This window comes from Streptomyces sp. NPDC088350 (genome assembly GCF_044753545.1).
In the GTDB taxonomy this organism is placed as follows: Bacteria; Actinomycetota; Actinomycetes; order Streptomycetales; family Streptomycetaceae; genus Streptomyces.
The window spans coordinates 895,347-921,467 of record NZ_JBIVNL010000001.1 but is presented as its reverse complement, the minus strand read 5'-3'; the positions used below and the strand labels follow the sequence as shown (position 1 = coordinate 921,467).

General features: G+C 69.9%; 26 protein-coding genes and 2 tRNA genes. 11 read left to right on the top strand and 17 right to left on the bottom strand.

The window, feature by feature from the left end; all coding sequences use genetic code 11:
• Position 1: 1 nt before the first annotated feature.
• From ACIQBL_RS04255 to ACIQBL_RS04235, 5 genes are all read right to left on the bottom strand, one after another.
• A complete protein-coding gene (locus tag ACIQBL_RS04255) occupies positions 2-1,309 on the bottom strand; it encodes an HD-GYP domain-containing protein (protein WP_401936555.1) in 1,308 nt (435 codons plus the stop codon).
• Positions 1,310-1,443: 134 nt separating this feature from the next.
• Positions 1,444-1,746 (bottom strand): mycothiol system anti-sigma-R factor, encoded by a 303-nt coding sequence (rsrA, locus tag ACIQBL_RS04250; protein WP_401936553.1) that lies wholly within the window; start codon positions 1,744-1,746, stop codon positions 1,444-1,446.
• Positions 1,743-2,426 carry an RNA polymerase sigma factor SigR gene (gene sigR / locus ACIQBL_RS04245; protein WP_019072149.1) on the bottom strand — a complete coding sequence of 228 codons (684 nt, stop codon included), beginning with the start codon at positions 2,424-2,426 and terminating at the stop codon, positions 1,743-1,745. Before sigR ends, rsrA begins: the two co-directional genes overlap by 4 nt.
• Positions 2,427-2,715: 289 nt before the next feature.
• Positions 2,716-3,372, bottom strand: a complete 657-nt coding sequence (locus tag ACIQBL_RS04240; protein WP_401936550.1) for an alpha/beta family hydrolase — start codon at positions 3,370-3,372, stop codon at positions 2,716-2,718.
• 1 nt (position 3,373) lies between these two features.
• Positions 3,374-4,189: an SOS response-associated peptidase gene (locus ACIQBL_RS04235; protein ID WP_401936548.1), complete on the bottom strand. Its 816-nt coding sequence runs from the start codon at positions 4,187-4,189 to the stop codon at positions 3,374-3,376.
• Positions 4,190-4,239: 50 nt separating this feature from the next.
• On the opposite strand from ACIQBL_RS04235, the gene ACIQBL_RS04230 reads away from it, so the two are divergent.
• From ACIQBL_RS04230 to ACIQBL_RS04215, 4 genes are all read left to right on the top strand, one after another.
• Positions 4,240-4,962, top strand: a complete 723-nt coding sequence (locus ACIQBL_RS04230; RefSeq protein ID WP_401936546.1) for a M50 family metallopeptidase — start codon at positions 4,240-4,242, stop codon at positions 4,960-4,962.
• A 124-nt stretch (positions 4,963-5,086) separates the two neighbouring features.
• Entirely contained in the window at positions 5,087-6,409 is a 1,323-nt protein-coding gene (gene aroA, locus ACIQBL_RS04225; protein WP_401936543.1) for a 3-phosphoshikimate 1-carboxyvinyltransferase, read from the top strand.
• Positions 6,410-6,421: 12 nt separating this feature from the next.
• Positions 6,422-7,432: a ribosome small subunit-dependent GTPase A gene (gene rsgA / locus ACIQBL_RS04220; RefSeq protein WP_401936542.1), complete on the top strand. Its 1,011-nt coding sequence runs from the start codon at positions 6,422-6,424 to the stop codon at positions 7,430-7,432.
• Between the two features lie 75 nt (positions 7,433-7,507).
• Positions 7,508-7,831 (top strand): DMT family transporter, encoded by a 324-nt coding sequence (locus ACIQBL_RS04215; RefSeq protein WP_401936539.1) that lies wholly within the window; start codon positions 7,508-7,510, stop codon positions 7,829-7,831.
• Between the two features lie 45 nt (positions 7,832-7,876).
• Here the strand turns inward: ACIQBL_RS04215 and ACIQBL_RS04210 are convergent, their stop codons facing one another.
• Complete coding sequence (locus ACIQBL_RS04210) at positions 7,877-8,482, bottom strand: TetR/AcrR family transcriptional regulator (protein ID WP_401936536.1); 606 nt, start codon at positions 8,480-8,482, stop codon at positions 7,877-7,879.
• 215 nt (positions 8,483-8,697) lie between these two features.
• Here ACIQBL_RS04210 and hisN point away from each other — a divergent pair, with 215 nt between their 5' ends.
• From hisN to ACIQBL_RS04190, 4 genes are all read left to right on the top strand, one after another.
• The gene (gene hisN / locus ACIQBL_RS04205; RefSeq protein WP_401936533.1) at positions 8,698-9,498 is read left to right on the top strand and encodes a histidinol-phosphatase; all 801 of its coding nucleotides are present in this window, start codon (positions 8,698-8,700) and stop codon (positions 9,496-9,498) included.
• 170 nt (positions 9,499-9,668) lie between these two features.
• Positions 9,669-10,085: a cyclic nucleotide-binding/CBS domain-containing protein gene (locus ACIQBL_RS04200; protein WP_401936531.1), complete on the top strand. Its 417-nt coding sequence runs from the start codon at positions 9,669-9,671 to the stop codon at positions 10,083-10,085.
• Positions 10,086-10,172: 87 nt separating this feature from the next.
• Positions 10,173-10,589 (top strand): Fur family transcriptional regulator, encoded by a 417-nt coding sequence (locus tag ACIQBL_RS04195; RefSeq protein ID WP_401936529.1) that lies wholly within the window; start codon positions 10,173-10,175, stop codon positions 10,587-10,589.
• A 202-nt stretch (positions 10,590-10,791) separates the two neighbouring features.
• Positions 10,792-11,082 carry a hypothetical protein gene (locus tag ACIQBL_RS04190; protein ID WP_401936527.1) on the top strand — a complete coding sequence of 97 codons (291 nt, stop codon included), beginning with the start codon at positions 10,792-10,794 and terminating at the stop codon, positions 11,080-11,082.
• Positions 11,083-11,130: 48 nt separating this feature from the next.
• Here ACIQBL_RS04190 and ACIQBL_RS04185 read toward each other — a convergent pair.
• The 4 genes from ACIQBL_RS04185 to ACIQBL_RS04170 all read right to left on the bottom strand — a co-directional run bounded on the left by ACIQBL_RS04185 (position 11,131) and on the right by ACIQBL_RS04170 (position 16,675).
• Positions 11,131-11,204 (bottom strand) — tRNA-Met (locus ACIQBL_RS04185).
• 313 nt (positions 11,205-11,517) lie between these two features.
• A complete protein-coding gene (locus ACIQBL_RS04180) occupies positions 11,518-13,329 on the bottom strand; it encodes a sel1 repeat family protein (RefSeq protein ID WP_401936525.1) in 1,812 nt (603 codons plus the stop codon).
• A 206-nt stretch (positions 13,330-13,535) separates the two neighbouring features.
• Positions 13,536-13,609, bottom strand: a tRNA-Met gene (locus ACIQBL_RS04175).
• A 72-nt stretch (positions 13,610-13,681) separates the two neighbouring features.
• Positions 13,682-16,675 (bottom strand): UPF0182 family protein, encoded by a 2,994-nt coding sequence (locus ACIQBL_RS04170; RefSeq protein ID WP_401936523.1) that lies wholly within the window; start codon positions 16,673-16,675, stop codon positions 13,682-13,684.
• 153 nt (positions 16,676-16,828) lie between these two features.
• Here ACIQBL_RS04170 and ACIQBL_RS04165 point away from each other — a divergent pair, with 153 nt between their 5' ends.
• Complete coding sequence (locus ACIQBL_RS04165) at positions 16,829-17,371, top strand: PPA1309 family protein (protein ID WP_401936520.1); 543 nt, start codon at positions 16,829-16,831, stop codon at positions 17,369-17,371.
• Between the two features lie 103 nt (positions 17,372-17,474).
• Here ACIQBL_RS04165 and ACIQBL_RS04160 read toward each other — a convergent pair whose 3' ends face one another.
• The 4 genes from ACIQBL_RS04160 to ACIQBL_RS04145 form a co-directional block, all read right to left on the bottom strand.
• Positions 17,475-18,572: a PDZ domain-containing protein gene (locus tag ACIQBL_RS04160; protein ID WP_401936517.1), complete on the bottom strand. Its 1,098-nt coding sequence runs from the start codon at positions 18,570-18,572 to the stop codon at positions 17,475-17,477.
• Between the two features lie 89 nt (positions 18,573-18,661).
• The gene (locus tag ACIQBL_RS04155; RefSeq protein WP_401937065.1) at positions 18,662-18,889 is read right to left on the bottom strand and encodes a hypothetical protein; all 228 of its coding nucleotides are present in this window, start codon (positions 18,887-18,889) and stop codon (positions 18,662-18,664) included.
• Positions 18,890-19,047: 158 nt separating this feature from the next.
• Positions 19,048-19,509 (bottom strand): molybdenum cofactor biosynthesis protein MoaE, encoded by a 462-nt coding sequence (locus ACIQBL_RS04150; RefSeq protein WP_401936514.1) that lies wholly within the window; start codon positions 19,507-19,509, stop codon positions 19,048-19,050.
• A 155-nt stretch (positions 19,510-19,664) separates the two neighbouring features.
• The gene (locus ACIQBL_RS04145; RefSeq protein WP_043674550.1) at positions 19,665-20,777 is read right to left on the bottom strand and encodes an SDR family oxidoreductase; all 1,113 of its coding nucleotides are present in this window, start codon (positions 20,775-20,777) and stop codon (positions 19,665-19,667) included.
• A 192-nt stretch (positions 20,778-20,969) separates the two neighbouring features.
• Here ACIQBL_RS04145 and ACIQBL_RS04140 point away from each other — a divergent pair, with 192 nt between their 5' ends.
• Positions 20,970-22,382 carry a zinc-dependent metalloprotease gene (locus ACIQBL_RS04140; protein ID WP_401936511.1) on the top strand — a complete coding sequence of 471 codons (1,413 nt, stop codon included), beginning with the start codon at positions 20,970-20,972 and terminating at the stop codon, positions 22,380-22,382.
• Positions 22,379-22,900 carry an NUDIX hydrolase gene (locus ACIQBL_RS04135; protein ID WP_401936508.1) on the top strand — a complete coding sequence of 174 codons (522 nt, stop codon included), beginning with the start codon at positions 22,379-22,381 and terminating at the stop codon, positions 22,898-22,900. Before ACIQBL_RS04140 ends, ACIQBL_RS04135 begins: the two co-directional genes overlap by 4 nt.
• A 55-nt stretch (positions 22,901-22,955) precedes the next feature.
• Here ACIQBL_RS04135 and ACIQBL_RS04130 read toward each other — a convergent pair whose 3' ends face one another.
• The 3 genes from ACIQBL_RS04130 to ACIQBL_RS04120 are packed head-to-tail and all read right to left on the bottom strand — an operon-like array spanning position 22,956 to position 26,079.
• A complete protein-coding gene (locus ACIQBL_RS04130; protein ID WP_401936506.1) occupies positions 22,956-23,711 on the bottom strand; it encodes an AIM24 family protein in 756 nt (251 codons plus the stop codon).
• 17 nt (positions 23,712-23,728) lie between these two features.
• Positions 23,729-24,409: an AIM24 family protein gene (locus ACIQBL_RS04125; protein ID WP_401936503.1), complete on the bottom strand. Its 681-nt coding sequence runs from the start codon at positions 24,407-24,409 to the stop codon at positions 23,729-23,731.
• Positions 24,410-24,420: 11 nt separating this feature from the next.
• Positions 24,421-26,079 (bottom strand): TerD family protein, encoded by a 1,659-nt coding sequence (locus ACIQBL_RS04120; RefSeq protein ID WP_401936501.1) that lies wholly within the window; start codon positions 26,077-26,079, stop codon positions 24,421-24,423.
• Positions 26,080-26,121 lie beyond the last annotated feature (42 nt).

The window sequence follows — 26,121 nt, the reverse complement described above, 5'->3', positions numbered from 1 at the left end:
GTCAACCCCTCAACACACTGGAAACGGGCGGAGCGGGTGGGAGGACAATGGACGACTGGACCTCGTCAGCCGTCACCGCCGGATGCCACCCACACCGCCCAAGGGCCCGCACCAACGCCCGAACCATCAAGGGGTCGAACTGCGTACCGGCACAGCGCGACAGTTCCTCCAGCGCCACTGACACAGGCCGAGCCCGTCGATAGGACCGAGTGGACGTCATCGCGTCGAAGGCATCGGCCACAGCGACGACCCGCGCGGACTCCGGGATCTGACTCCCCAACAGCCCGTACGGATACCCGCTCCCGTCCAACCGTTCGTGGTGGTGCAGGACAGCCGCACGGGCCTCCCCCAGAAAACCGATGCCGCGCACCATCTCGTGCCCGTACTCGGGATGCAGTTCGATCACCCGCCGCTCCTCGGGAGTGAGCGGCCCGTCCTTGCGCAGCAACCGCGTGGGAACGCCCAGCTTCCCGACGTCGTGCAGGATCCCGGCGAAGCGGAGCAGTTCGACCCGCGAGTCGTCCATGCCCAGCTCCCGCGCGATCATCATCGACGCCTGCCCGACCCGCTCACTGTGCCCGCGGGTGTACCCGTCCTTGATGTCGACGGCCTGGACGAGCGCGCGGATGGTGGCCTGATGGGCGGCACGCTCCCGGTGGTACTGGGCGAACACCCACCAGGACACCCCCATCGGCAACAGCACGAGCAGCGCGGCGACGGGGCCATAGGGGCTGCGCCACAGGACGGCCATCATCAGCCCGGCGAGCCCGTGCACACCGATCGGCGCCAGGGACCGTAGGAACAGCCCTCGCCAGGCCCGTCGTACCGGCACCCGCTCGGCCAGCGCGAGGATCCCGCCGTCGAGCACGGTGAGGACCAGGCAGAAGGCGAGCACGGCGGCCAGGGCGGGCACCAGCGCGTACGGGAAGTCGGAGGCGACGACGGCGTTCCGCCCGCCCAGCGCCCAGTGCACGCGTGCCGCCGCCCAGACGCCCAGCGCGAGCTGCGCGGCCCGCCAGCTCCGCCGCAGCCAGGGCGAGCCCTGTTCGACCCGGGAGAACAGCGCGCCCGGCACCGGTACGAGCGCGGCGGCGGGCGGTGGCAGGAGGAAGGCGGCGGCGAGCAGCACCGGGTAGAAGGTGCCCGCGAACCGGCGCCGGGCGATCTGCTCGCAGCCGGCGTAGAGCGCGGCCAACAGCGCGACCGCCCACCAGGGTGCGTGGACGGTCGGCAGCGGGCGCAGACAGAACAGGGCGCCGAGGACGGCACAGACCACGTACGCACGTGCCCGTGCCGGTGTCGCCTCCATGGCTGACGCCCTTCCCCCGACCATGCCTGTCCAGGCCGAGGAGCCTAGGGCGATCAGGGGAGGCACGCGGGCGTATCACCCGCGGATTAGCACGTTCGAGTGACGACAGCCCGTTCCCCCAAGGGAATCCGCGTTCAGGACTCCTGCGGAGAGGCCGTCACATCATGCTCGGGCACGATCTGCCCCGACCGGATCATCTCCAGCCGGCCCATGACCTTGGAGCGCAGGTCGGAGGGCACGTCGTCCTGCCCGCAGCACCGCTTGACGAGCTTCTTCACGGCCTGCTCCAGGCCGTACTTCTCCAGGCAGGGCGAGCACTCCTCGAAGTGCACCTCGAACTTGGTGCAGTCCGCGTCCGGCATCTCTCTGTCGAGGAACTCGTAGAGATGGTCGAGGACCTCACTGCAGTCCGTTTCGTGCGGCTCTCCGCAGCTCATGAGCCCGAGCCTTTCGCTTCGTTCGACTCTCCGGCACCGGCCGGGACCAGTCCGCGGTCACGCGCGTAGTCCTCGAGCATGCCGCGCAGTTGACGGCGGCCCCGGTGCAGCCGGGACATCACCGTACCGATGGGTGTCCCCATGATGTCCGCGATCTCCTTGTACGCAAAGCCCTCTACATCCGCGAGATAGACGGCGATGCGGAATTCCTCGGGGATCGCCTGCAGCGCTTCCTTCACGTCCGAGTCGGGCAGGTGGTCGAGCGCCTGCGACTCGGCGGAGCGCAGACCGGTCGACATGTGCGACTCGGCACGCGCGAGCTGCCAGTCCTCGATCTCCTCGGCCGCGGAGCGCTGGGGTTCACGCTGCTTCTTGCGGTACGAGTTGATGAACGTGTTGGTGAGAATCCGGTACAGCCACGCCTTGAGGTTGGTGCCCTCACGGAACTGGTGGAAGGACGCGTACGCCTTGGCGTACGTCTCCTGCACCAGGTCCTCGGCGTCGGCCGGATTACGGGTCATGCGCAGCGCGGCCGAGTACATCTGGTCGAGGAATTCGAGCGCGTCCCGCTCGAAGCGCGCACTGCGCTCCGCCGTGGACTCCGTGCTCGTGCCCTGGCCCTCGGGCTGCTCCGCCTGGCCGTGTTCGGTCCCTGCGTCGGTACCGGGAACCGGACCCACCTCCTCAAGATTCCGGGCAGCACCGAAGCCGGTACCACCAGAATCGGAGGATAGACGACGATCCGGTCCGCCCGCCGCCCCAATAGGGGTGGCCTTGGCCGCATGCAGCACCGACCACTCCAGATCGGAGCGGCTGCTGCGGGCCCCATCAGACTCTGCCGGGCGCAGCCCGTCCACGGGGTGGTGGCGGGAGACGGGTGGGCAGAAGGTCGAACCCATGCGGCGGACTTCCTTTCTACGACTGTCTACACCCGCCACAACAGTGGTAAGGGGCCCGGCATTCCCGCCCTTACCCGAGTGTTCGAGTCCACTCCACCACGTGCCCCGTGATGATCTCCAGGGCCCGGTCCTGACCGGTCTCCGCCCGCTTCGGCACCGCGAACCCATGATCGCCGTACGGCACCTCGACCAGTTCGAAGTCGCCCTCCGGGAACTCCGCCGGTTTCCCGAAGGGGTCGTTCCCGCCCTGCACGACAAGCGTGGGCACCCCGGACCCGAGCAGCTCGTCGGCCCGTGACCTCTCCGGCCTGCCGGGCGGGTGCAGCGGGAAACTCAGGGCGAGGACGGCGGCGGCGCCCAGCTCCGTGGCCGTACGACAGGCCACGCGCGCTCCGGCGCTACGGCCCCCGGAGACCACCGGCAGACCCGGCTTCGCGACGGCCGCCCAGATCCCCCGCCACCCCACGTCGAGCGTCTTCGGCGCGGGCGCCACCTTCTTCCCGGCGACCCGCCAGGGCTGCTCGACCAGCGCGACGGTGACGCCGTGCGCGGGGAGGACAGCGGCGAGGGCCTGGAGATCCCGCGCCTCGATACCACCGCCGGCGCCATGACTGACGGCGAGGACGAGCCGCGCCTTCTTTGCCTTGCACCAAGTGATGCGGGCGTCCCCCGCGTCGGTCTCGATGATCTCGCTGGAGGTCACATCGGAAGTCGCACTGGAAGTCACATCAGAAGAGTGTGCCCTCCTCGGGCCCCTCCAGCTCCTTCAGCAGCTCCGGTCCGTTGTTGCGGACGTTGCTGACGGCCGTGGACACCGGGTACGCGCGCATCAGCCCGGCGGGCGGCGGGGCGAGCAGCTCGCGCAGGTCGTCGGGGTCGGTGCGGGAGGGGTCGAGCCAGGAGTCCCAGCGGTCCGGGGTGAGCATCAGGGGCATCCGGGGATGGATGTCGGCCAGCGCGTGCGGCCCCTCGGCCGGGGCGACCGCCAGCGGGGTCGTCTCCGCCTCGGTGGTGATCACCGAGCAGGTGACCCACCAGGCCAGCGGATGGTCGTCGGGCAGGGTCCGGTCCCGCCAGAACTCGTACAGCCCGGCCATCGCGAAGACCGACCCGTCGGCGGGAAGCACGAAGTAGGGCTGCTTGCGCTGCCGCTTCTTCTTGCCCTCGACCTCCAGCTCCCGCTCGTCCTTGGCGGTGACCCACTCGTAGTAGCCGTCGGCGGGGATGATGCAGCGCCGGGTCGAGAAGGCGCGACGGTACGACGGTTTCTCGTGCACGGTCTCCGCACGGGCGTTGATCATCCGGGCGGCGCCCTCGGGGGTCTTCGACCAGCTCGGCACCAGTCCCCACTTCAGCTTCCGCAGCTGGCGAACCGGCGCAGGACTGTCGGCGTCCTTAAGTGGACGGTCGAGGACTGCATAGACCTCTTTGGTCGGGGCCACGTTGTAGTCGGGGGCCAGAACCTCCTCGGGCTCCCACTTCTCGATCTCAAAGACTCCTGCGAGATCCTCGGGCCCACGACTCGCTGCATACCGTCCGCACATACGTGCCAGACTGCCAGATTCGACGACACCCACGGGAGCCTCCGCCGCCAATGGAAAGCACCGCAATCGCCTCGATACCCGCCCTCTGGGACGAGGTCTTCGGCAGCCAGCCCGACCCGGATCTGTGGGTGGTGATCGCCACCATGGTCGCCGCGCTGGCCGTGGTCGTCCCGCACGGCCCGTGGCGCGTCTCCCGCAACGCCATCACCATCGCCCACGAGGGCGGCCACGGCCTGGTGGCCCTGCTCACCGGCCGCACCCTCACCGGCATCCGCCTGCACTCCGACACCAGCGGCCTCACCGTCAGCCGCGGCAAGCCGCACGGCCTCGGCATGATCCTCACCGCGGCGGCCGGCTACACCGCTCCCCCACTCCTGGGCCTCGGCGGCGCCGCCCTCCTGGGCGCCGGCCACATCACGCTCTTGTTGTGGCTGTCCACCCTGCTGCTGATAGCCATGCTGGTGATGATCCGCAACGCCTACGGCGCCCTCACGGTCATCCTCAGCGGCGCGGCCTTCCTCCTGGTGTCCTGGCTGACGGGTCCACAGGTACAGGCGGCGTTCGCGTACGCGGTGGTGTGGTTCCTGTTGCTGGGTGGCGTACGCCCCGCGTTCGAACTCCAGGCCAAGAGGTCAAGGGGCGGAGCGGGAGACTCGGACGCGGACCAACTGGCCCGCCTGACGCACGTACCGGCAGGCTTGTGGCTGTTCCTGTTCCACTTGGTGTCACTCTGCTCGCTGATAGGCGGCGGCAGGTGGTTGTTGGAGCTGTGACAAGCCCCGAAGGGGCAGGCGTCAGGGGCGCGGGGCTGTATCTAATTTGCGGCTCCGCCGTGCGGGCGCGACCAGCCCCAACGGCGCAGCACCCGAAAGACGACGTACTTATACAGTGGGGCCCATGGCCCCGAACGAAACCGCCCTTTGGCCCGCCCCCACCGCGCGCGGAGCCGTCGACGCGACGGTCCACGTCCCGGGGTCCAAGTCCGTCACCAACCGCGCCCTCGTCCTCGCCTCCCTCGCCAGCGAACCGGGCTGGCTCCGCCGCCCCCTCCGCTCCCGGGACACCCTCCTGATGGCAGCCGCCCTGCGCGCCATGGGCGTAGGCATCGAGGAAGGCGTAGGCACAGAGAAGGGCTCCGGAGAGTTCTGGCGGGTCATCCCGTCCGGCCTGCACGGCCCGGCCACGGTGGACGTCGGCAACGCGGGCACCGTGATGCGCTTCCTCCCCCCCGTCGCCGCCCTGGCCGACGGCCCCATCCGCTTCGACGGCGACCCGAGGTCGTACGAACGCCCCCTGAACGGCGTGATCGACGCCCTGCGCGTCCTCGGCGCCCGGATCGACGACGACGGCCGGGGCGCGCTGCCATTGACCGTGCAGGGCGGGGGCGCGCTGGACGGCGGCCCGGTGGAGATCGACGCCTCGTCGTCGTCCCAGTTCGTGAGCGCCCTGCTCCTCTCCGGCCCGCGCTTCAACCAGGGCGTAGAGGTCCGCCACATCGGCTCCTCCCTCCCCTCGATGCCCCACATCCGGATGACGGTCGACATGCTGCGCGCGGTCGGCGCCCAGGTGGACACCCCGGAGTCGGGCGGCGAGCCCGACGTCTGGCGGGTGACTCCGGGCGCCCTGCTGGGCCGGGACCTGACCATCGAGCCGGATCTGTCGAACGCGCAGCCGTTCCTCGCGGCGGCGCTGGTGGCCGGCGGCAAGGTCGTCGTACCGGACTGGCCGGCGCGGACGACGCAGCCCGGTGACCGGCTGCGGGAGATCTTCACCGAGATGGGTGGTTCCTGCGAACTGACCGAGTACGGGCTGGAGTTCACCGGTTCGGGTGCGATCCACGGTATCGATGTGGACCTGAGCGAGGTCGGCGAACTGACCCCCGGCATCGCGGCGGTCGCCGCCCTCGCGGACTCCCCGTCCACGCTCCGGGGCGTCTCCCACCTGCGCCTGCACGAGACGGACCGGCTGGCCGCGCTCACCAAGGAGATCAACGAGCTGGGCGGCGATGTGACCGAGACCGCCGACGGTCTGCACATCCGCCCGCGCCGCCTGCACGGCGGGATCTTCCACACCTACGAGGACCACCGCATGGCCACCGCAGGCGCGATCATCGGCCTCGCGGTCGAGGGCGTGCAGATCGAGAACGTGGCGACGACCGCGAAGACCTTGCCGGACTTCCCCGACCTGTGGGCCGGGATGCTCGGGAGCGACGGGGCGTAGGGGACTCACGCCATGCGTCGCTACGGCAAGAACACCGACGAGGACGACATCCGCCAGCGCCCGAACCGCAAGGGCAACCGGCCGCGTACGAACATCCGCCCCAAGCACGAGGAAGCGGTCGAGGGCATGGTCCTCACCGTCGACCGGGGCCGCCTGACCTGCCTGGTCGAGGACCGGGTCGTGATGGCGATCAAGGCCCGCGAACTGGGCCGGAAGGCCGCGGTCGTCGGCGACCGGGTCGCGATCATCGGCGACCTGTCCGGCGACAAGGACACCCTCGCCCGTATCGTCCGCATCGAGCCGCGCACCTCGGTGCTGCGCCGCACGGCCGACGACGACGACCCGTACGAGCGCGTGGTCGTCGCCAACGCCGACCAGCTCGCCATCGTCACCGCCCTCGCCGACCCCGAACCACGCCCGCGCCTCATCGACCGCTGCCTGGTCGCGGCCTACGACGGCGGCCTCGACCCGCTGCTCGTCCTGACCAAGTCGGACCTGGCGTCACCCGAGGAACTCCTGGAGCTGTACGGCGCGTTGGGCGTCCCGTACGTCGTGACGAGCCGCGAGGAGCTGGAGAACGGCACGGCGGTGGAGCGCGTCCGCAAGCAACTGGACGGCAAGATCACCGCGTTCGTCGGGCACTCCGGTGTCGGCAAGACGACCCTCGTCAACGCGCTGGTCTCGCTGGAGCGGCGGCGCAGCACCGGCATCGTCAACGCCGTCACCGGACGCGGCCGGCACACCACGACCTCGGCACGCGCGATCCCGCTGCCCGACGACTCCGGCTGGGTCGTCGACACCCCGGGTGTCCGTTCCTTCGGCCTGCACCACGTGGACCCGTCCCGGGTGATCAAGGCGTTCCCCGACCTGGAGCCGGGTACGGAGAACTGCCCGCGCGCGTGCAGCCACGACGAGCCGGACTGCGCGCTGGACCAGTGGGTGGCCGACTGTCACGCCGACCCCCAGCGGCTCTACTCCCTGCGTCGCCTGCTGGCCACCCGTGAGCGAACCGACGGCGACTGACCACCGCGTGTTTGTGGGGTCTCAAGTTCGGTAAGTGCATAATCGCACCGAGCCGGACAAACGGGAGGACAGCACATGGCGTGGCTGCTGGTTGTCGTGGCCGGAATTCTGGAGACCGGGTTCGCCGTCTGCCTGAAGCTGTCCCACGGCTTCACGCGCCTGTGGCCGACGGTCGCCTTCTGCACCTTCGCCCTGGGCAGCTTCGGCCTGCTCACCCTCGCCCTGAAGAAACTCGACGTGGGCCCCGCGTACGCCGTGTGGACCGGCATCGGCGCGGCCGGCACCGCGATCTACGGCATGGCCTTCCTGGGCGACCTGGTGTCGACCCTGAAGCTCGTGTCGATCAGCTTCGTCATCGTCGGGGTGATCGGACTGCAACTGTCCGGTTCCGCGCACTGAATTCATTTGGCCGGGCCGAGCGATGTCTTGGCTGGGCCCAGCACGTTATTTGGCCGGGCCCAGCGCGCTGCGCACGAGTTCACCGACGCCCCCTTCGCCCGGCGGTGCCGCCACGCAGGACAGGGCGAGCCGTACGACGAGTTCGCAGGAGCGGGCCAGGTCGGCGGTGTCCGGCTTGGCCACCCCGGGACCGACGAGCGCGGCCACGGCACGGTCGCGGACGACGGCCACGAAGTCGCCGGGCGAGGGCAGCGGTCCGTCGGCCCGGCGCTGTGCCGGTACGGCGGAGGAGGACGGCACCGCGGACAGGGTCGGCGAGGGCAGCCGCTCGCTCCAGCAGCCGGTGAGCATCGCCCGTACCAGCGCGTTCTCGCGGGCCGCGGACGTGGTCCACTCGGCGGTCGCGGTCAGCCGCTCACGGGCGTCGGCATGGGCGCCGAGGGCCCGGTCGACGCCGACGAGATACCCGTCGGCCTCCCTTCTGACCAGCGCCCGCGCGAGCCCCTCCTTGCTCCCGAACTCGTTGTACAGCGTCTGCCGGGACACTCCGGCGGCTGCGGCCACGTCCACCATCCGTACGGTGGACCACGACCGGCGTGCCAGCGCCGTATAGGCGGCGTCCAGCAGGGATTCCCGCGCTGCAGGCATCATTCGCCTCCCGGGGACGAGCGGCTCTGCGCCCAGATTTGACGCGCACGCGAGCACTGTCAAGGGTTCGCGGCGGTGCCGGGGGGCGCACTTCGGCCATCGCGCGCGGGAGTTGACGGGAGAGTTCCGCTCAGGGAGGGACGCGACGGTGCCCCACCTCCCGTTTCGCCCACCGGACCCTGTAGCCCCGGCGCGACCCCTGAAGATACGGTTCACGCATGGCCGACTATCACGATGACCTGCGCCTCGCCCACGTCCTCGCGGACGCCGCCGACGCCGCGACGACCGCCCGGTTCAAGGCGCTCGATCTCAAGGTCGAGACCAAGCCGGACATGACTCCGGTGACCGAGGCGGACAAGGCCGCCGAGGAACTGATCCGCGGCCATCTGCAGCGCGCCCGCCCGCGCGACGCGGTCCTCGGCGAGGAGTACGGCATCGAGGGCACCGGTCCCCGCCGCTGGGTGATCGACCCGATCGACGGCACCAAGAACTACGTACGCGGCGTCCCCGTCTGGGCCACGCTGATCTCCCTGATGGAGGCGGCGGAGGGCGGCTTCCAGCCCGTCGTCGGCCTGGTCTCCGCGCCCGCGCTGGGCCGCCGCTGGTGGGCAGCAAAGGGCCACGGCGCCTACACCGGCCGCAGCCTCTCCTCCGCGTCCCGGCTGCGCGTCTCCCAGGTCTCCAAGCTGACGGACGCGTCCTTCGCGTACTCCTCACTCACCGGCTGGGAGGACCAGGGCCGTCTCGGCGGCTTCCTGGACCTGACCCGAGAGGTGTGGCGCACGCGCGCGTACGGCGACTTCTGGCCCTACATGATGGTCGCCGAGGGCTCGGTCGACATCTGCGCCGAACCCGAACTCTCCCTGTGGGACATGGCCGCCACCGCGATCATCGTCACCGAGGCAGGCGGCACCTTCACAGGCCTCGACGGCCGCCCGGGCCCGCACAGCGGCAACGCCGCCGCGTCGAACGGCATCCTGCACGACGAGTTCCTGGGGTATCTCAACATGCGCTACTGAGCAGCACGAGACGCCCGCACACGCCCCCAACCGGCCGCACGCGCCCTCTTGTTGACCCGTGCTTTACCTGCGACTCTGAGAGTCCCCCCACTTGTGAACTTGTGAATCCGGTAACTAACGGACCCAAGGTCCGTGAACCACGCGGATTCCACTAGGAGGTGGCTCATCCCATGCTGCATCCCACGTCGCATCCCCCGCTGGTCCGCGACGCCATGAGCACGGTGGTTCTCACCATCGGCCCCGCCCACACCCTCCGCCAGGCAGCCGCCCTGATGTCGTCGCGGCATGTCGGCGCGGCCGTGGTCCTCGATCCGGACGCCGGCGGCATCGGCATCCTCACCGAACGCGACATCCTCAACTCGCTCGGCCGCGGCCAGAACCCGGACACCGAGCGCGCCCACGCCCACACCACCACCGACGTCGTCTTCGCCACCCCGGCCTGGACCCTGGAGCAGGCGGCCAGCGCCATGGCCCACGGCGGCTTCCGCCACCTGATCGTCCTGGACCGCGACGAACCCGCCGGCATCGTCTCGGTCCGCGACATCATCCGCTGCTGGGCACCCGTACGACAGCAGGTCCCGGCCTGAGGAGCGGTTGGACTGAGTCCAAGTCCAGCACCTCTCCAAAGTCACACCTATTCGGGAACTGGTCACCCTGCTGTTAAGCTGGCCTGCATGAGTGACCTACTGGAGCGGCTGCGCGGACGCGGATGGCGGATGACCGCACAGCGGCGCGTCGTGGCCGAAGTGCTCAACGGCGACCACGTCCACCTGACCGCCGACGAGGTCCACTCCCGCGCCGTGGCCAAGCTGCCCGAGATCTCCCGGGCGACGGTCTACAACACGCTGGGCGAGCTGGTCTCACTCGGCGAGGTCCTCGAAGTCTCCACCGACAAGCGCGCCAAGCGCTACGACCCGAACGCACACCGCCCGCACCACCACCTGGTCTGCGCCAACTGCGGCCAGATCCGCGACGTCCACCCGGGCGGCAATCCCCTCGCCGACCTCCCCGACTCGGAGCGCTTCGGCTTCACGGTCTCGGACGTCGAGGTGACGTACCGCGGCCTGTGCCCGAACTGCGCGAGCGCGTAGCAAGTCCTCCACGAGCCCCGGCACCGCCTCATCAGGTGGACGCCGGGGCTCTGTGCCGCGTACAGGCTCATGACGTCGACGGGCTTCCCGAATCTGACAGTCAGTCCGTCATATCGTCGTGCGCCACCCCCACCCCCACCCGCGTCCCGGCCCGCTGCCGGCCGCTTGCCCTTTCCGCGCAGCCCTCCCCAAGACGCGCAAGGTGACGATCGCGACGGGAACGCTGAGCACGGAATGCGTCGCGCCGCTCGAAGTCGCCCTGGACAAGGGCGAGTTCAAGGCAGAGGGGCTGAACGTCACCCTCAAGGTACTGCCGACCCCCGGACACGTTGCCGCTGCCGGCCAAGGGGGACATCGACGCGATGCGGGCGGCTCCGGACTCGCGCAAGGTCGACGACAATACAAGAGCGACCCGAGCTTCGTCACGTACCTCGCGAAACTCCTGAAGCAAGCGGCGTACCAGGCGGCGGGCGTATCAAAGGGGCCGCCCTAGAAACACCGAGGGCCGGAACCCTTTCGGATTCCGGCCCTCGGCCTTCAGTAGCGGGGACAGGATTTGAACCTGCGACCTCTGGGTTATGAGCCCAGCGAGCTACCGAGCTGCTCCACCCCGCGTCGATGAATGCAACGTTACGTCAGGCGGGCGGAAAGAAGCAAATCGCTTATTCACCCAGGTCACCAAAGCCCAACCCGCCCGGCGCTCGCTCTCCACCGCAGGCCAACACAACTCAGCCCGTCCGGCGCTAGCTTTCCACCGCAGGCCGGCACGACTCAGCCGGTCCGGCGCTAGCTTTCCACCGCAGGCCGCCACAACTCAGCCCGTCCGGCGTTTGAGGACGAGGCCCCTTCAGGGCCGTAGCGGGGGTCTGGGGGCGGCAGCCCCCAGGGACGGGACGGGTAGGGGCGGCGGGGGCGAAACACACCACCGCTACGCCGTCAGCTCCTGCCGCAACGCATCCCGCAACCGAGCCGCCCGCTCGGACACCTCCGACGGCCCCAAGGACACGGCCCGATCCGCCCACCGCTGCCCCTCGGCAAGCTCCCCTCGACGCGCGTAAACCAGGGCCAGCCGCAACGCCGCCCGCCCATGCCCCGCGTCAGCGGCCCGCGCCCACCACACCGCAGCCTCCGGCTCACTGCCCTCCCGAGCCAACAACAGCCCAAGATTGAAAGCCCCGTTGCGGGACCCGGCCTCGGCCGCCTCCCGATACCACCGAGCCGCCTCGACGACATCGCCGCGCGCGGCGGCAAGCATCCCCACCCGCACCTGCGCCCGCCGATGCCCCTGAGACGCCGCCCGCTCGTACCACTCCTCGCACTCGGTCTTCTCGTGCACCTGCTCGCCCAACTCGTGCGCGGGCGCGGGCGGTCGCCGCGCGTCGAGCACCGAGGCCAGCCGGTACGCCGCCTCCGCGCTCCCCCCGCCGGCGGCGCACCGCAGATGCCGCTCGGCCTCCCGCTCGTCGCCGTCCCGCAGCCGGGCGATCCCGACCTGCAACGCCGCCTCGGTGTGCCCGGCGGCAGCCGCCCGCTCGTACCAGGGCAGCGCTACGGCCTCCTCGCCACGCCCGGCGAAGAGGATCCCGAGGTTGAACGCCGCATCCACGCTCCCGGCCTCCGCGGCCTTGGAGAACCACGGCTCGGCCCCGGTCGCGTCGCCGCCCTGGAGCAGCAGCACGGCCAGCGCGTTCGCCGCCTCGCGGTGCCCGGCGTAGGCCGCCCGCCGGTACCACTGCTCGGCCTGCGCGGTACGCGCCTGCTCGGCGCAGAGCAGCCCGAGGTTGTACGCGCCGTTCACGTCACCGGCGTCCATCGCGGCCCGGTACCACCGCTCGGCGGTCTGCGTCTCGCCGCGCTCGGCGTGCAGCGCGCCCAGCGCGTTGGCCGCGTTGCCGTCGCCGTCCTGGGCGGCCCGGAGCCACCACACGGCGGCGCTCTCGGTGTCGCCGGCGTCGCGCAGCAGGAACCCGAGCGCGCAGGCGGCGCGGGCCTCCCCGTCCTTCGCGGACGTCAGATACCAGCGCCCGGCCTCCTTGAGCTCGCCCCGCTTCTCCAGGATCGCCCCGAGATGCAGCGCGGCCCGCTGGTGCCCGCGCGCGGCGGCCTGCCGGTACCACTGCTCGGCCTCGCTCCCGGCGGCCGGTTCGACACCGTTGTCAGCCCCGCCCTCGTCCTCGTGCGGCGCCTGTCGATCAAGCGCGCGCGCCAGCCGGTACGCGGCCTCGCGGTGCCCGCGCTCGGCGGCGGACCGCATCCACTGCTCGGCCAGGGCGTCCCCCCGGTGCTCCAGCAGATCGGCGAGCGCGTAGGCGCCCAGCGCGTGGCCCTGTTCGGCGGACTGGCGCAGCCAGTACTCGGCGGCGGGCTCGTCGCCGCGCTCGCGGTGGTACCGGCCCAGCGCGTGCGCGGCGGCGGCGGACCCGGCCACGGCGGCGATCCGCCACCATCCGGCGGCCTCGTCGGTGTATCCGCGCTGGTGCAGGAGGACACCCAGGTTGTTGGCCGCGGCCCGGTCGCCCTCGGCGGTGGCGGCACGCAGCAGCGGCTCGGCTCCGTCGAGATCACCGCGGCGCAGCAGCATCGCTCCGAGGACACTCGTCGCCTCGACGTCGCCGGCCTGTGCGGCGAGCCGTGTACGTGCCTCGTCGACAGCCTCCGCCTCACCGGTCTCGTCCCGGTCGGAAGGCTGCACAAAACGCCCTGTATCCAACAGAGTTGCCTTGTCCCCCATAACGTCCATCGTCGCACCACCTGCAACCTGGGTACACCTGGTATACCGCAGCCAGTGAGGTCTCTACAGCGTTTTGTCGACATGCCCACAGAGAGACAAGCGAAACACGGTTTCACCAAGTCCCCCCGGCGGCACGGCCGTCACCCTCGTCGGCACATGCGTTCGCACAGCGCGAAGGCCCGGATCCTTGAAAGGATCCGGGCCTTCGCGATCAGTAGCGGGGACAGGATTTGAACCTGCGACCTCTGGGTTATGAGCCCAGCGAGCTACCGAGCTGCTCCACCCCGCGCCGTTGTGTTGCAACCGTACCACGGTGCGGGGTGGGCCTTTGACCTAGTGATCAACTGCCGCCTGAGCTGCGCTAACCACTCGCACTGCTCGGACTGCTCGAAGCACTCGGACTACTACTGGAGCTCGGGCTGGCGCTGGGACTCGCACTACTGCCGGGACTCGCGCTGCTCTTGCCGCTGCCGCCGGACTTCCCGGCCGCGGCCTGCGCCGCCTCGGCCCGCTTCAGCGCGGCCTGGAGATCCTTCTGCGCCTGCCCGTAGGCCTGCCAGTCGCCCTTCTTCAGGGCCTGTTGGCCCGCGTCGAAGGCCTTCTGGGCGTCGGTCAGGGCCTGTTGGACCGTTGGATTACTGGATGTCGGTGGACTGGTGGTGCCCGTATCCGGTGGCGTGGTCGTACCGCTCTCCGCCCCGAATACCTTGTTGAGCCCCTCGTCCAGCGTGTCCTCGAAGGCGGTCTTGCCTCCGTAGGCCACCAACACCTTGCGCAGGAGCGGGTACTTGAGTCCACCACCGCGTACGTAGACGGGCTCCACGTACAGCAGCCCTCCGTCGAGCGGCACCGTCAGCAGGTTGCCGTACTCGATGTCCGAGTCGCCGCCCTTGAGGAGCTTGATGGACTCGGCGATGTCCTGTTCGGAGTTGAAGGCACTCTGCACCTGTTTGGGTCCGCCGACGGTCGTACTGGTCGGCAGCTTCAGGATTCTGATCTTGCCGTAGTCAGCCGTGCCCGCCTCGGAGTCGACGGCCATGAAGGCGCTGAGGTTGTCTCTCCCGTTCGGCGTGAACGTCGTCGTCAGGGAGAACGCCTGCGCGGTCTGGTCCGGCATCTTCATGCTCAGGTAGTACGGCGGCACCGCGCTGCCCGACTTGTTGGTCGGGTCGTCCGGCACCTGCCACACCTCGCTGCCGCTGAGGAACGTCTGCGCGTCCGTCACGTGGTAGCGGGTGAGCAGCTCCCGCTGGACCTTGAACAGGTCCTGCGGGTACCGGAGATGGGCCATCAGCGAGGACGAGATGTCGGCCTTGGCCTTGACCGTGCCCGGGAACGCCTTCATCCAGGTCTTCAGGACCGGGTCCTCGGTGTCCCACTGGTAGAGCTTGACCTCGCCGGTGTACGCGTCGACGGTCGCCTTCACCGAGTTGCGGATGTAGTTGACCTGGTTCTGCTGGGCCACCACCGCGCGGTTGTTGTTGGAGGCGGTCAGCGAGTCGGCCGTGGTGTCCCCGAGGGTCGTCCGCGAGGCGTACGGGTATCCGTTGCTCGTCGTGTACGCGTCGACGATCCACTGGATACGGCCGTCCACGACCGCCGGGTACGCGTCGCCGTCGATGGTCAGCCAGGGCGCCACCGCCTCGACGCGTTCCTTGGGTGTGCGGTTGTACAGGATCCGCGAACCCTCGCCGATCGCACCGGAGTAGAGCATCTGCGGCTCGTTGAACGCCACCGCGTACGCGGCCCGGTTGAGCGGGTTGGAGAGGCTGACCCCGCTCTTGCCCTTGTAGCTGGTGGTCTTCTCGCCGCTGTCGTCGGAGTAGTCGATCTCCTTCTGGGGACCGCCGACGATCGAGTACGTGGTGGTCTTCTCGCCGTAGTAGATCTGCTGCTCGTACGTCCCGAGGTCACCCGTGGACGGCAGATCGGACTCGGTGAAGACCGGGCGGCCCTCGGAGTCGGCCTCGGTGCCCTTGGCGGCGACCACGCCGTAGCCGTGGGTGTAGCGGAAGTGGTCGTTGATCCAGTTGTTCTTCGGAATGCCGTTGAGGTTCAGCTCACGCAGACCGATGACCGTGTCCTGGTCCTTGCCGTCCTTGCTGTAGCGGTCGACATCCAGGTTGGTCGGGAACGCGTAGTAGTTCCTGATCTGCTGGAGCTGCTGGAAGGTGGGCGAGACGATGTTCGGGTCCACGATGCGGATGCTCGCCGTGGAGTCGACGTCGGCGCGCAGCTTGGTCTTGTCCTTGGTGGTGCTCGTCCCCGAGTACTCCGTGACCTTGGTGTCGTCGATGCCGTAGGCCTCGCGCGTCGCCTTGAGGTTCTTCTGGACGTACGGGGCTTCCTTGGCCTGCTCGTTCGGCTGGACCGTGAACTTCTGGACGATCGCCGGGTACAGGCCGCCGATGAGGATCGCGGAGAGCACCATCAGGCCGAAGCCGATGACGGGCAGCTGCCAGGTGCGCCGCCACAGGGTGGCGAAGAACAGCAGGGCGCAGATGACGGCGATGCAGAACAGGATCGTCTTGGCCGGCAGATAGGCGTTCGCGTCGACGTACCGAAGGCCCGTCCAGTCGCCCGTCGCCTTGAAGTCGCTGGACTTGACCGCGAGTCCGTACCGGTCGAGCCAGTAGGCGACCGCCTTGAGCGCGACGAAGATGCCGAGCAGTACCGACAGATGCCCGGTGGCCGCGGCCGTGGCGCGCGCGCCCGGGCTGGTGATCCGCAGGCCGCCGTACAGGTAGTGCGTCAGCGCGGCGGCCAGCAGCGAGAGGATCGCTGCGGCGAAGCCGAAGCCGAGCAGGAAGCGGAACCAGGGCAGGTCGAAGGCGTAGAAGGAGACGTCGAGGTGGAACTGCGGGTCCTTCTGGTGGAAGGGCACGCCGTTGACCCACATGAGCCAGACCCGCCACTGACTGGACGCGGAGGCACCCGCGATCAGCCCGACGAGAGCCGTGATCGCGAGAAGCAGCCACCTCTTGTACGGCGCGATGCCCATCCGGTAGCGGTCGAGACTCTGCTGCTCCATCGACATGGCGCTCAGTGGCGGGCGCAAGCGGTGCGCCAGCCAGATGTTCACACCGACCGCCGCCGCCATCAGGAGGCCGAAGACAAAGAAGAGCCCGATTTTGGTCGACAGGGTGGTGGTGAACACGGACGAGTAATGCACCGACCGGTACCAGAGCCAGTCAGTCCAGAAGCCCGCGAACATCGTGAACGCCATGCCGAGTACGGCAAGGACGCCCAGTGTCATGAGCAAAGTCCGGACCCGCCGGGACGGGCGGCCCACTCTGATCCGCGGCCCTTGCGGGCCTCCGCCGCGGTCCGGCATCTGGAAAGCCAAGGTGCGCACCTCGAAGTTCGCTGTTGGTCGCTGTCGTTGCGTCAGGTCCCCGGGTTCGCGGACCTTCCGTAGCCCCGCGTGATCGCGGGCCCACACCTATGCAACTTACTCACCGTTTACTCGGTTCCCGATTCCGGCCATGAACGAGGCAGGATTGTGACCATGTCCAACACTCCCATGGCAGCGAACCCCCTCACCCGGGCCGTACTCGAGATCGACGAGTACGCCTCCGGCCTCGGCTGGGACCAGCCCGCTCGCCTCTTCGCCCTCGTAGACACCGCGCGGCTGCGGGCCCAGGAACCCGGCCTCGCGGCCCAACTCGGCCTGCGGGACGAGCCCGAGACCACCGGTCTCACCCCGATCGAGCAGGAGGAGATCCCGGCCGGAAAGCCGCTGGACGAGTTCCTCGGCACGATCGCCTGGCCCGACGCGGTGGCCGGCTGCGCGCTCACCGTCGAGCGCCTGATGCTGCCTCCGTCCGCCGAGGCCTCCGTCCCGGAGGGGCTGAGCGGGAAGAAGCTCACCCAGTGGGTCGCCCAGCACCCGGACCGCCAGGAGGTCCGCATGACGGTCGCGGTCCTGCGCGACGGCACCCGCGACTCCGCCCTGCGCCTGCGCGAGAAGGACTCCCCCAGGGAGGTCCTCACCGGCGGCGCCCTGGTCCCGGGCCTCGCCGAGGCCCTGTCGGCGACCTTCGAGGACTGACGTCCTCCCCCACGGCTCCGGTTCTTCTCGTACGACTCCGGGGGCGCCCTTTGGTCTCAGGGCGCCCCCGGAGTCGTACACGAGGTCTTAAGAAGAGGCTTGTTCAGCCCTTGGTGGTGCACTTCGGGAGGTCGGCGGTCTTGCCGCTGCTGATCAGCTTGAGGGAGCTGATCGCGTCCTTGATGGTGTTCACCTTGACGAGCCTGAGGCCACCGGGGGTGTCCTTGGCGGCCTCCGCACAGTTGTCGGAGGGCGTCAGGAAGTACCGGGCACCCTTGCTGCGCGCGCCGACCGTCTTCATCGAGATGCCGCCGATCGGGCCGACCTTGCCGTTGTCGTCGATCGTGCCGGTGCCGGCCACGAAGTTGCCGCCGGTGAGGTCGCCCGGGGTGAGCTTGTCGTAGATGCCGAGCGCGAACATCAGGCCGGCGCTCGGGCCGCCGACGTCGGCGAGCTTGATGTCGATGGTGAACGGGAACGTGTGATCGGTTCCGGCCGAGATGCCGACGATGGCGCGCTTGGCGCCGCTGTCGTCGGAGGTCGCGGTGGTGATCGTGATGCTCTTCGTCGCGGTCGCCGTCTTGTTCGCCTTCACGGCGGCGGCCTGGTCCTTGGCCGGGACGATCGTGAACACGACGTTCTCGCCTGGCTTGTGCTTGGTGACCAGCTTCGCGACGTCGTCGGGCTGCTTCACCGTCGTACCGTCCACGGCCTTGATCACATCACCGGCGTGCAGCTTGCCCTCGGCCGGGGAGCCCTTGACGACCGTCGAGACGATCACCCAGGACTTCACCGGGACGCCCAGCTGCTCCAGGGCGGCTACCTTGGCGCTCTCCTGGGACTGGCTGAACTCCTCGGCGTTCTCCTGGGTCGACTGCTGCTCCGTCTTGCCGTCCGGGTACAGCGTGTCGTGCGGGACGACCTTGTCGTCGTGGGCGAGCCAGCCGTACACGGCCTCGACGAGGTTCATGTTGTAGTCGGCGCTGGTGACCCGGACCGTCGTCATGTTCAGGTGACCGGTCGTCGGGTAGGTCTTGCGCCCGGTGATCTGCAGTACCGGCTCGCCGTCGTGGTCCCCGAGCGTGTTCACCGTGGGGCCCGGCGACATCTCCGAATACGGGACTTTGATGAAGACTCCCGCGCACAGGAGCGCGATCAGCATCAGGGTGGAGGCGAGCATCGTCGCGGTGCGGCGTGGCATGGCACGACAGTACGGGACGCTTCTGTCAGCGCACCGTCAGGGCCGCCTTCCGATCGCGCTTCCGTTCGCGCTTCTGTTCGCGCTTCTGTTCACGTGCCGGAGTGGGACTTCTCCATGGCCTCGCGGAAGCGGGCATAGCCGTCCAGTTCCGGACCGTCGCTGCGTACCTTGCGGGTTCTGTTGGCCCAACTGCCCCACAGACCGGCACCTATCGCAGCCACCAGCGGAATCAACAACCAGGCGAGTGCCGCCATGCCGACCTCCCAACCCCACATGAGTGACCTCAACTGACTGATCAGCAGATTAGCCAGCCCCACTGACAACGCTCATGCCAGGGGGGCGGTTACGCAACCGGAGGGCCGGTGAGAAGTCGATCGGGGTCGGGTGAGAAGTCGGTGAGCGGCCGTGGACAGACGCGGTGAGCGGGCACCAGCGAGCGCGCTGCGTCGGCGTCAGCAGGCGCGCCGGCCGGGCGTCAACAGGCGCCGACCCACTCCTCGGTGCCGTCGGAGAACTTCTGGTGCTTCCAGATCGGCACCTCGTGCTTGAGATCGTCGATCAGCTTCCGGCAGGCCTCGAAGGCCTCACCCCGGTGCGGACACGACACGCCGACGACGACCGCCAGATCCCCGATCCCGAGATCCCCCACCCGGTGGACGGCGGCCAGCGCCCGCACCGGATACTCCGCGACCACCTTCTCGGCGACGCGCCGCATCTCGGCCTCGGCACTGGGGTGGCAGGAGTACCCCAGCGCGTCGACATCGGCGCCGCCGTCGTGGTTCCGCACCGTCCCGACGAACAGTGCCGTCCCACCGGCCGCGTCGTCCCCGACGGCCTTGAGGACCTCGTCCACGGAGAGCGGCGTCTCCCGGATCCCGATCAGCTTGATGGGATCCTGCGCTGCCTGCTCACCGGGATGGTCGATCGTGGGTGCCATGCCTCCATCGTGCCGCACCCCGCGGACAGCACGGAATAGCACGTTCACCAGGCACGCGTGCGTGCCCGTTTGGAGCGTCCTACAGGAGCACGTTTCCCGCACGTGGTCCTAGGGAGCCCGCTTTCTCAGATCCGCGTCCTAGGGAGCCCGCTTTCTCAGATCCGCCGCCGGGCCTTCCGTGCCCGCCGTACGACCGCCGCCGCGCCGAGCAGCGCGACCGTCGCGCCCGCGGCACCCGCCGCCGTCGCGTCCTTGCGGCCGAGCCGTCGTCCGACGACCGTGTGCCGCCCGGCGACCTCCTCCAGCAGCTCCGCGAGCACTTCCTCGTTGGTCCACTGCGGCCGCCAGCCCGCGTCGTGGAGCCGGCTGCCACTCACCACCCAGGGGTACATCGTGTACGCGAGGTCGCCGGCCGGGGACGGGGTGAGCCCGATCCGGTGCAGCCGGGCCGCCGCGCCGAGCGCGACCGCGGACGGGAGTTCCATGCGGCGGATGCCGCTGAGTTCCTCGACCTCCTCCTGCTCCAGCCATCCGTCGCAGCCGACGGCCAGCTCGCCCTCGACCTTCTCCAGGACGGCGTACTCCAGAGCGCTGCACAGGTCCTCGACGTGGCAGAACTGCCAGGCGGGCCGCGACCCGGCCACCACGAGCAGCCGGGGTGACTCGAAGTACCTGGTCAGCGCGGTGTCGGTGCCGCCGACGAGCACTCCGGGGCGGACGACGGTGACATTGAGCCCGGGATGCGCCCGGGGCGCGCGCCGCGCGAGGCGCTCGACCTCCAGCAGGTCGCCCACACCGGTGGCCTCCGCGGTGGCCCGCAGTTCGGCGTCCTCCGAGAGCGGCAGTTCGTTGTCGGGCAGCGCTCCGTAGACCATCGCGGAGGTGCACAGCACGACCCGGTGGACACCGGCCGCCGCCGCGGCGGTCAGCACGGTCTGCGTCCCCCGCACGTTGTACGCCGAACGGGCGGCCGGGTCGGTCTCCAGGTCGAGATCGAGCGCCAGATGGACGACGACGTCGGCGCCGCGCAGCTTCTCCGCGATGGCCGGATCCCGTACGTCGAGGATGTGCCACTGGGCTGCCGCGCACTCTCCGCGCCGCTCGTCGATGGCGATGACCTGCTTGATCTCCTCGGAGGCGGCGAGCCGCTCGGTCAGCAGCGCCCCGACCCCGGACGCGGCGCCGGTGACCGCGACGACGGGCCCGCGCACGGCGGGACTGGTTGAGTGGTTTCGCGCTGCGCGAACCTGCGGATCTGGGGAACTCACCGGGCGTCTCCAGCGGTTGTCTTCAGTACGGACGCGCGTGACGCGTCCGGACCAGGTGGCATCCATCCTGCCGCAGGCCAGGTCTCGGCGAAGCACCGAGGCCCGAACGGCCCGCGGTGTCTACGCTGGGTGGTGTTGAAGGGCAGTCGTGCCGTCGGAGCAAACCGGCGGCCTTAGCAGCCGAGGAATCCCGTGAGTGACACCCCATTCGGATTCGGCCTTCCGCCGGAGGAGCCGGAAGACGGCGACGAGGGCAAGAAGAAGGACCAGGAGAGCGGTGGTGGTCAGGGACCGGCCAACCCGTTCGGTTTTGGCGGGCTGCCCGGTGCCGGGGGCTTTGGCGGCCCCGGCGCGGACAATCCGCTCGCAGCCATGTTCGGCTCCCTGAACCCCACCGACCTGGGCGCCGCGTTCCAGCAGCTGGGCCAGATGCTCTCGTACGAGGGCGGCCCGGTGAACTGGGACATGGCCAAGCAGATCGCCCGCCAGACGGTGTCCCAGGGCACCCAGGACGGCGTCAAGGACGCGAGCATCGGCCCCGCCGACCGCACCGCGGTCGAGGAGGCCGTCCGCCTCGCCGACCTGTGGCTGGACGACGCGACCTCGCTGCCGTCCGGCGCCGGCTCCGCCGTGGCGTGGTCCCGCGCGGAATGGGTCGAGGCGACCCTTCCGGCCTGGAAGGAACTCGTGGACCCGGTCGCCGAGCGTGTCGGCGCGGCCATGGGTGACGTCCTGCCGGAGGAGATGCAGGCCATGGCGGGCCCGCTGATCGGCATGATGCGCTCCATGGGCGGCGCCATGTTCGGCACGCAGATCGGGCAGGCCGTGGGCGTGCTCGCGGGCGAGGTCGTCGGCTCGACCGACATCGGTCTGCCGATCGGCCCGGTCGGCAAGGCCGCGCTGCTGCCGCTGAACATCGAGGCCTTCGGCAAGGACCTCGGCATCCCGCAGGAGGAGGTGCGGCTCTACCTCGCCCTGCGCGAGGCCGCCCACCAGCGCCTGTTCGCGCACGTGCCGTGGCTGCGCTCGCACCTGTACGGCGCGGTCGACGGGTACGCGCGCGGGATCAAGGTCGACACCGCCAAGCTGGAGGACGTGGTCGGCCAGTTCGACCCGCAGAACCCGGAGCAGTTGCAGGACGCCCTTCAGCAGGGGATGTTCCAGCCGGAGGACACACCGGAGCAGAAGGCCGCCCTGGCCCGTCTGGAGACGGCTCTGGCACTTGTCGAGGGCTGGGTGGACGCGGTGGTCCACGCCGCCGCGAAGCCGCGTCTGACGTCCGCCGACGCGCTCCGCGAGACCCTGCGGCGCCGCCGCGCGACGGGTGGTCCCGCCGAGCAGACGTTCGCCACGCTGATCGGCCTGGAGCTGCGCCCTCGCCGGCTGCGCGACGCCTCCCGGCTGTGGGCCTCGCTCACGGACGCGCGCGGTGTCGACGGCCGTGACGGCCTGTGGGCCCACCCGGACATGCTGCCGACGGCATCCGACCTGGACGACCCGGACGGCTTCGTGCACCGCGAGCAGCTGGACTTCTCCGAGCTGGACAAGATGCTCGGCGAGGCGGCCGAGAAGCCCGACCTGAAGAAGGACGACGACACCGAGTGAGCCTGCACGACGACGCGGTCCTCGTACTGAAGAGCTACGAGGACCAGACGGACCTGCGCCAGGCCTACCTGGACCACCTGGCCGCCCACCCGGACGGCATGTGGAAGTCCTGCCACGCAGGCCATGTCACGGCGAGCGCGCTGGTGATCGACCCTGTGCAGGGTCGCGTTCTCCTGACCCTGCACAAGAAGCTGCGGATGTGGCTCCAGATGGGCGGCCACTGCGAGCCGGAGGACACCTCCCTGGAGTCGGCGGCCCTGCGGGAGGCCACGGAGGAGTCCGGCATCACCGGACTCACCCTGCTGCCGGGCGGCCCTGCCCGCCTCGACCTCCATCCCATCCCGGCACCGTGCCACTTCCACTACGACGTCCAGTACGCGGTCGCGGCGCCCCCCGGCGCCGTCCAGGAGATCAGCGACGAGTCCCTCGACCTGCGCTGGTTCCCCTACGACGAGGTGGCCGCCGTAGCCGACGAGTCGGTCGTGCGGCTGCTGGAGGCGACGCGCGCCAGGCTGTGAACGTGTAAGGGGCGCCCGCAAGTGCGGACGCCCCTTACGTTCGGCTACTGGACGCTCAGCTCCAGACGTTGCCCTGGTTCTGCGCGTGCGCGCCGTGCTGGCCCATGCCGTACTGCGCGGCGAGGCCCTGGCCGATCGCGGCGTTCTGCGGGGGCAGGAGTTCGCTGGGCTGGACGAGCGCGTAGCCGCTGCCCATGAAGCTCAGCTCCCAGCCCTCGCCGGTGTTGCCGCGACGCCGCCACACCCCGGAGGAGTGCGTCTGGGCCTGCATCTGGACCCGCAGGCCGGTGGACCAGGCGACGATCGCGTCGGCGTCGCAGTTGACGTACTTGTCGGGCGTGACCTGCATCATCAGGGGCGCGCCCGAGGTCATCAGGGCGACCTTGCCGCGGCCGGTGATGTTGAGCTGGTACTTCCCGGAGCCGGAGATTCCGTACAGGCTGTCCACGGCGATGACCTCATGGTGCAGCGAGGAGTCCATCGCGAGGACGTAGCTTCTGTCGACGGTGAGGCCGTCCTGTTCCACATCCACTACGTGGATGTGCTGGGCGAGGTTGGCGAGGAAGAGGGTGCCCTGCCCGTGGCAGCGCATCAGGCTGAGGCCCTCGCCGGTGTAGGCACGCGCGCGTCCCTGCTGGTTGCTCTGGTACTCGGCGTCGAACTCGACGAGCCCCTGGTAGGCGACCATGGTGCCCTTGCGGGCGAGGATGTCGTCGTGGCCCTCCAAGACGATGCGCAGCATCTGCTTGTTCTGGAGGCTGTAGCGGTCCTGGGACTGCGAGTCGTTGAACGCGAAAAGCGGGCTCTGCATGGTGTCGTGTTCTCCCCTCAGCCCCGGAGCCGGATGCGGTCGGTGCTGTCCTCGCTGGGCTGGACGACGACGATGCCCTGCCCGGAGAAGGCCATCTGGTAGGCCTCGCCGCTGCCGCGGCCGATCAGCGACTGCGCCTTGAAGCTGCGCTTGCCCTTCACCTTGAGGTTCGGGGACCAGGCGACGAGCGCGTCAGGGTCGACGTACGTCTCGTCCTCGCCGCCTCCGCAGTCGACGACGATCGGCTTGCCCCGGGAGGTCAGCGCGACCCAGCCCTGGCCGGTGATCTTGGTGTTCCACAGGCCCTGGCCTGCGAACTTCGCCAGCCCCTTGACCCGCTCCACGCCCCAGGTGAGGTGGGAGTCGAAGGCGAGCAGGTTGGTGGCGTTGACGGAGATCCCGTCGCCGTTGAGGTTGATCACCACGACGTCCGCGCCGTAGTCGGCGAGGTAGAGCAGTCCGTCCCCGGAGCACTTCATGAGGGGCGCGCCCTCGCCGGTCATCCAGTCGCGCGCGATCTGGCGCACGGCCGGCGGGTTGGGCTCGTACTGGATGAAGCCTTCGTAGGCGATCATCGAGCCCACGCGCGCGAAGAGGTCGCTTCCGGTCTGCATGGCGACCTTCAGCATGTTGTTGCCGTGGTTCTCCATGCGGGCGGTGACGGGTGCGGGGGCGTAGCCCGCGAGCGGCTGGTTCATGACGGGCTCCCTCAGACCTCGTACGGCTGGACGACGACGAAATTGCCGGGGGCGGCCCGGAACTGCAGGTTGACGCTCTCTCCGGTGTCGCCCGGGTAGGCGTTGCGGCGCATCCGGACCTGGCTGGAGACGATCACCTGGGCCGCCGCCGACCAGGCGACGACCGCGTTGCAGTCGGCGAACGTGGTCGGCGTGACCGGCAGCACGACGGGCTCGCCGTGGGTCTTCACGACGATGGTGCCGGTCCCCTGGAACTGCATCGTGAACAGCGCGCCCCCGGGGATGCCGTGTCCCTCGATGCGTCTGACCTCGTGCTGGAGGCTCTCGTCGAAGGCGAGGACGTTCTCGGCGGAGACGCAGATCGCGTCCCCCTGGAGCTCGACGGGGTGCAGGTTGGTGGAGTTCTCGGCGAGGAACACCTGGCCCTGGCCGGTGCAGCGCATCAGCTGCATCTCCTGGCCGGTCGCGTTGCCGACGATCCGGCCGGCGAACCCGGCGCCCTTGTAGCCGAAGTCGACCTTGCCCTGGTAGAGCACCATGCTGCCCTGACGCGCCAGCACGGGCTGGCCGCCGATCCCGAGGTCGACACGGACGAGCTTCTTGTTCTGCTGCGTCCAGCGCTGCCCGGTGGGCGTCTCCTTGAACTTCTCCAGCGCGGCCGACACACCGGCGCCCTGGGGAGCGCCCGAGGGCACTCCGTAGCCGGCCGCCTGGCCCGGGACCTGCCCGTATCCGGGCGGCGCGGGAGGCTGCTGGCCGTAGCCCGGGGGCGGGGTGGGCTGGCCGTAACCGGGAGGGGCCGGGGGCTGGCCGTAGCCCGGCGGCAGCGGCGCGGTCTGGCCGGGCGCCTGCTGTCCGTACGGCTGCGGCGGCTGGCCGTAGGGCGCGGGGGCGGGTGCCGGGGGCGGCACCGTTCCGCCGACGGGCGGGGTCATCGGCGCGATGATCGTCGGCGCGGCGTGCACGGAGGGTGCGGGCGCCGGGGCCGGCGGGGGCACGAAGCCCTGCGGGGCGGGCTGCGGGGCCGGGACGGGTGCCGGGGCGGACGGGGCGCCGAACGCGGGCGGCGCGGAGGTCTGCGGGGGCGGGGCGAATCCCGGGACGGCTCCGGACTGCGGCTGCGGCGCCGCGGGCGCCTCCTCCTCCATGACCTCGCCGCCGAAGTTCTTCAGGAGCGCTTCGAGGCCGCCGTCGAAGCCCTGGCCGACGGCGGCGAACCGCCAGACGTCCTTCAGGTACAGGTCACCCAGCATCACCGCGCGCTCGGTGGTGAACTCCGAACCGTTGAACGAGTAGCGGGCCACCTCCTCGCCGCCCGCGACGATACGGACGTACCCGGGGGCGATCTGCGACATCTGCCCGGCGCCGTCGAGCGTGGCCGTGAACGCGAGCTTGTGGATCTGCGGCGGGATCCTGTCGAGGGTGACCCGGAAGGACTCCGAGTCGCCCGCCTGGGCACCCAGGAGCTGAATGGACTCCTCCGGGGACTTCGGCTGGTTGAAGAACACGAAGTACCGGTCGTCCGAGAGCCGCTCCTCGGCGTCGAGACCGAAGCAGCTGATGTCGAACGTCAGTCCGGGGCCGGTGATCTGCACGCCTACGTACAGATCGGTGCCCGCGGTGAGGTCACTGATCTTGGCCTTGTGGCCGCGTTGGAATTCCCTGGCCATGCGTAACGACCGTCCCCCATCCCGATGCGAGTGCGTCGCGTC